This window comes from Aquicoccus sp. (genome assembly GCF_041686535.1).
Classification (GTDB): Bacteria; Pseudomonadota; Alphaproteobacteria; order Rhodobacterales; family Rhodobacteraceae; genus Aquicoccus.
Genome location: NZ_JAWLDS010000149.1, coordinates 1 through 5,049, shown reverse-complemented (window position 1 = coordinate 5,049; position 5,049 = coordinate 1). Strand labels below are relative to the sequence as shown.

The following is a 5,049-nucleotide window of genomic DNA, read 5'->3' as shown; positions in this document are numbered from 1 at the left end:
GCTCAATCGGACTAATTTTACCCCGCTGCGACACACTTAGACGGGGCATTTCTTATCGCAAAAATTCCTCTTGACGCCGACCGCCCTGCTACGGAAGATCTTCACCGCCTTGGAAATCCCCCGTGTGAGTCAGCCTTCACGCGGCTTGGTATGAGAGGTCCGCGTGCGATCAGGGGGATCAACCGGCCCAGACCGAGAGGCCGGGGCATCCGTCGTCACGGTCACCGGTGTGAAGGATGGGGAAAAGGACACCGGGCGGGACGCACCAAGCTCACCGTTCCGATACTGCCGACGCCAGATCGTCAACAGCGATCGGCAAATGCCATGCCGCCGCGCCGTGGCTGTCACTTGCCGGTGACCGACAAAACTTTCCTCGACGATCCGGAGCTTATCCTCTTCCGACCATCGCCGACGGCGAACGCCATCGGCCGCGGTGAGTACTTCGATTTGAGGGCGGTGAATGAAATCTGACATAACGTCGGACTTATCATCGGATCGTAGCAGACGTCAGACGGCCCTCGCCGCAGCCTTACTCCTTTGTCGGGTGGGCAGCACCAGGGTGCGTCGCGTTCATTCGCATTCACCCGACATGCCCTTCACCCTATGATTTCGCATGGTCGAGAAGCTCGAAACCGGTTTCCGGTTTTGAGCAACATGCTCTAGCCGAGTTGCGGCAGCACATGCCTCTCCAGAAAGCCGGTCAGCTTGCGCCTGTAGGCAGTGGGGCTGAACTCCGCTGCGACCCGCCGTCTGGCGGCGGCGGCAAGCCTTGCGCGCAGATCGGGAGCATCCAGAAGCTCGGCGAGGCCCCGCGCCATGTCCTCTGCGGTTGGATCGACCAGCATCGCGATCTCGTTGTCGATCACCTGAGTGTGGGTCGGAAGCCGGGTCGCGATCAGGGGGCTGCCGCTGTCGAGATAGGAATAGACCTTCATCGGCGTGTTCCGGCCTTGTGTGCGGGGTGAGGCGACGATGGTCGCTGCGCCAAGGTAGTCTGCGATCCGCTCAACGGGGCGGGGACCCAGCAAGCTGACGCTGTCGCCCACGCCAAGGTCCTGCGCGAGCTGAGCGTGGGCCGCGACATGCGCCTCCGTGCCGCCGATGATGACCAGCCGTGCGCGGTGGCCTCCGTCAGCGACACGCGCAAAACCGCGGATCAGAAGGTCCACGCCCTGATAGCTTTCGAGATTGCCGATATACATGACGACCGGTTCGTCGAAGCTGCAATCGGCAGGCGGTGTGCCGGGCGCCTCGATCAGCGTCACGTCCTCGATCGTCTGGACGGGCAGACCGGGTGCATAGCCCTCTACCGTCGACTGAAGCGCGCGACAGCAGGTCAGTGCGCCGATGCTCTTGCGCGCCGCGCGGCCCTCCACCGTTTCGAGCCATCGCCGCAGCCATCCGGGCAGACCGAACTTGTCGTCCATCTGCTCGGGGATCGAGCTGTCCATGTCATAGATATAGGGCACCTTGAAGACCGGACGCAGCATCATGGCGATGAAGGCCGCCTCTTCCACTGCGATCACCAGATCGTAGGAGCCTCGGCGCATCCGGCCCGCAGCGATCCATGCCAGCCCGATATCAGCCACGACCTTCTTGAGCGAAAAGCCGGGCGGCATGTTCCGGGTTCCCGGAAATGCCGGAACGCGGAACAGCCGGCAGCCTGCGATCCCGGGATCGGTGCCCTCGGCGAACACCACGGCGTCACATTCGTGTCCGTCCGAACAAAGCACCTCCAGAAGGGCCCGCACCGCGATCGGCGTGCCGCGGGGCACGAAGAACGGCTGAGGGGCCAGAACCAGGATTCTCATGTCCGGTTTTCCCGCCGGACCGGACAAGGCGGCCACAAATATCCGGCGCGGCGCGCAAACCGCCCCAAATGTTGATCTGTCACGACATTATCCCTTCCGATCGACCCGGCCGTCTTCACCCGATTCCCGACAGCATACCGTCTCGTGTCCGTCACGAGGAAGCGCTTCGTTTTGAAAAATCCGGGGCCGGTCCATTCCGCATCCCGGCTGGACGCATTCCGTAGCGCGGAGGATCAGCCTTCGAGAGGCTGAGCCGGGATATCATGCCGGGCTTTCTTCGGGATGAGGGAAACCTGCAAAAAACGACGTTCACATGGTCATTCAAGGGTATCGTGCCTTATTGAACGGACACACATACCCGTTTTCGGGCTCGGTGAGCCTGCGAGACGGGCTCGGGTCCGTGCCCTTGTGCTTCTCAAGGATGGTAAAACCATGAAAAAAGCAAACGCCCATGTGACGCTTTCGGACAGAGTGACGCGCGGGCCGTTTCACGTCGCTACGTGTCAGTGGAAAAGCGCGTGGCCATGTGCAAGGATCACCCCGGAGATGAAAAAAACGCCACTTGGTGAACAAACGACACCAGTCACGAAGAAGCGGGTGGACGCGAGTTCAGACACCACTTATCAATATACTACCCATTTGGAACATCCGGACAAGAAATACTCAAGCATATTGGAGGAATGATCCATGAACGGATTCCAGGATCACGACGATCTGATTTACGATGTCGGAATGAACCACGGTGCGGATGCCGCATTCTATTGCGCTCAGGGCTTTCGGGTTCTTTCCATCGAAGCGAAGCCGGCATCCGTCACGACCGTACGCCAACGTCACACCGCGTTTTTCGAGTCCGGACAGCTTCAGGTCATGAATGTGGCGCTTGCCGAAGAGCCGGGAAAACTGCAATTCCATGTCTGCAACGAGGAAAGCGGGAAAAGCAGAGGCCGTTCGAAAGCAGCTCGCGGCGATCCGGACACAACATCAGGCATTACGGGGCCTGATGAAGCTCAAGCGCAACCCTTCCATTGACGTAGGGCTGACGAGCCTGTCGAGAAAGCTCCTGCCGAAATCGCACGACTGGTATGATGTGCATGCCCGGTAGCGTCTTCACGAGGCGTGTGCGGTGATCGCCAAGGGTGGCGGCGCGCCCCTGCGGCAAGAGCGGAGTTTTTGCTGCGCTCTTTGTGCTTGACGTTGTCGATCGGGGCAGCGCAGGTTCAGGGCTTGGGCGCGCGCGGGCGCGGGGCAGATACAAGGCGCGGTGCGTTCGCAGCGAGACATCACGATGGCCAAGACCTTTCTCGTCAACGCGGGGTCGCTGAGCGCCTCTCGCATCTTTCTCTCTCTGTCGCAGGTTCTTGTCCTGCCCGTGGTCGCCAGGTTTCTCGATCCGGTGGAATTCGGCGACATGGCGCTGGCGATGAGCGTCGTCGTCTTCGCTCATGTTCTGAGCGATGCGGGAATGGGGCGGTCGCTGATCAGGCAACCGCAATACGATCCGGCGGAATGGAACAGTGTCTTCTGGTTGCTGACCTGTGTCGGCCTGACCCTGACGCTTGTTATCCTGGCCCTGGCGCCGATCTGGGCAAACCTGTTCGACCGCCCACAGCTTCTATGGCTGTTGTCGGCCCTTTCCGTCCTGCCGCTTCTCAATTCGCTCTCCGCCGTCTCCGTGGCCCGGATGGAAAAGGACGCGCAGTTTCCGAAACTCGCCGTCATTCGTACCGTGGCCGGCATTGTCGGGTTGGTCGCACTTCTTGCCCTGACAGTCGCCGGGGCCGGGGTCTGGGCACTGGTCGCGCAGCAGATTGGTCTCACAGCGAGCCAGGCGGTCTGGGCGATCGTCCAAAGCCGATTCCGGCCTGGCCTGCCACGCAACCTCGTGCCGCTTGGCGGACATACCCGGTTCGCAACCGACAATGTCGGTGTTTCGCTGATCTCCACCGCACAGCGGCAGGCACCGGTACTGCTCATCGGCGCCTTTATTGGCACCGTCCCCCTGGGTCTGTTCTCAATGGCACAAAGGTTCCTGAACCTTCCGAGACCCGCCGTCGCGGGTCCGATTGCGCGGGTCGTGTTTGTCAAGATGACGAACGTTCAGGACGACGGCCGGAAACTCGCCGATATCTATGTGGCAAGCTGTCTTATGATTTCGGTGGCTACATTCCCGCCGATAGCTGTTCTGGCCGGAAGCGCGAGCAGCCTCTTTCCCCTGCTTCTGTCGGAAACATGGGCCCCTGCGGCCATGATCTTCGTTCTGGCGGCACCTGGAATCATGATGGAAATCGCCCCGTCAAACGTCGGGATCCTTCTGCAGGCGCTCGACCGGACGCGCCTGCGATTGTGGATGACCGTCGAGCGGACGATCCTGCGCACTCTGGCCATTGCCCTGGCCGTGCCCTTCGGCCTCGAGGCGATTGCGCTCGTGATCTCGGTTTTCTCACTCGTCTACCTGCCACGCTATATCGCCTTTGCACAGCGTGTCGCCCCGGTTTCCCGACGGGCCGTGTTACGGGCGATGGCCATCCCGGCGGCGACGTCCGCCGGCGCCTGGGTGGCGCTGGCCTATTGCGATCGGGTGTTCGGCAATTGGGAGATGTTCGGTCTGGCCTGCGTGGCCTTGCCTCTGACATGGGCCCTCACCTTCCTGCTGCAGAGGACGCGGATGCGCCAGGCGATCTCGCTGCTCAACAGTTGACCGGATGCAGGGCCGGCCTCCACGAGCCAGATCGACCGGCATGTCTTCGGTCTTTCGCGGAGTCCGAAAGAAAGGATCGCCGCCTTTACCGCGTACGTAGTGATCCTTGGTCTGCTCCATCGCCTTGGGCAGTTCCCAATCCACGAAGGGGGCACCGTCGCGCAGGGCACCGGGCTTGCGACCCGGCAGGGGCACATAGTGCCAGGGTTCGAAGTAGCTGATATTGCGCGTGAAACGGCGTTTGCGATCGGCGATGATCTCATTGTCCGCGACCACGACAATCCGATCGGCATAGGCGCGCAACGAGACATGGTGCCCCGCGTGTTCGGACGGCACGCTGTAGCGTTCGTCGGGAAAACAGCGCCCCACGCTGTTTTCTGATCCTCCTCACCTGTCGTATTGCACCAGGCAAGTCGATCTGACCCGAACGGTTTTTTCGACATAGTACTACAGTTGCACATTGTGCCGATTTCTCCGATGTGCGATGGCGGCAGAGAGCTGATGCTGCCTTCGCCATCGGGACCAATTCCAGATGAATCT

The 5,049-nt window shown here is 61.1% G+C and carries 5 protein-coding genes and 1 pseudogene; 3 read left to right on the top strand and 3 right to left on the bottom strand.

Annotation, left to right across the window (positions count from 1 at the left end; translation table 11 throughout):
- Positions 1-129: 129 nt before the first annotated feature.
- On the bottom strand, positions 130-474 hold the full coding sequence (gene tnpA / locus ACESL9_RS16990; RefSeq protein WP_372675297.1) for an IS66-like element accessory protein TnpA: 345 nt from the start codon (positions 472-474) through the stop codon (positions 130-132).
- Between the two features lie 185 nt (positions 475-659).
- Positions 660-1,811, bottom strand: coding sequence for a glycosyltransferase family 4 protein (locus ACESL9_RS16985; protein ID WP_372675296.1), 1,152 nt, complete (start codon positions 1,809-1,811; stop codon positions 660-662).
- A 432-nt stretch (positions 1,812-2,243) separates the two neighbouring features.
- On the opposite strand from ACESL9_RS16985, the gene ACESL9_RS16980 reads away from it, so the two are divergent.
- The 3 genes from ACESL9_RS16980 (at position 2,244) to ACESL9_RS16970 (ending at position 4,509) form a co-directional block, all read left to right on the top strand.
- Entirely contained in the window at positions 2,244-2,495 is a 252-nt protein-coding gene (locus ACESL9_RS16980; RefSeq protein WP_372675295.1) for a hypothetical protein, read from the top strand.
- 3 nt (positions 2,496-2,498) lie between these two features.
- A complete protein-coding gene (locus ACESL9_RS16975) occupies positions 2,499-2,840 on the top strand; it encodes an FkbM family methyltransferase (protein WP_372675294.1) in 342 nt (113 codons plus the stop codon).
- A 256-nt stretch (positions 2,841-3,096) separates the two neighbouring features.
- Complete coding sequence (locus ACESL9_RS16970; RefSeq protein ID WP_372675293.1) at positions 3,097-4,509, top strand: oligosaccharide flippase family protein; 1,413 nt, start codon at positions 3,097-3,099, stop codon at positions 4,507-4,509.
- Positions 4,510-4,743: 234 nt separating this feature from the next.
- On the opposite strand, the pseudogene ACESL9_RS16965 reads toward ACESL9_RS16970, so the two are convergent.
- Positions 4,744-4,845 (bottom strand): annotated as a pseudogene (locus ACESL9_RS16965) (hypothetical protein); the annotation flags it as partial.
- Positions 4,846-5,049: the final 204 nt, after the last annotated feature.

Excerpts from the sequence above, each read along its gene's own strand:
- tnpA (WP_372675297.1), bottom strand. The coding sequence starts at position 474 with ATGTCAGATTTCATTCACCGCCCTCAAATCGAAGTACTCACCGCGGCC.
- ACESL9_RS16985 (WP_372675296.1), bottom strand. The coding sequence starts at position 1,811 with ATGAGAATCCTGGTTCTGGCCCCTCAGCCGTTCTTCGTGCCCCGCGGC.
- ACESL9_RS16980 (WP_372675295.1), top strand. The coding sequence starts at position 2,244 with ATGAAAAAAGCAAACGCCCATGTGACGCTTTCGGACAGAGTGACGCGC.
- ACESL9_RS16975 (WP_372675294.1), top strand. The coding sequence starts at position 2,499 with ATGAACGGATTCCAGGATCACGACGATCTGATTTACGATGTCGGAATG.
- ACESL9_RS16970 (WP_372675293.1), top strand. The coding sequence starts at position 3,097 with ATGGCCAAGACCTTTCTCGTCAACGCGGGGTCGCTGAGCGCCTCTCGC.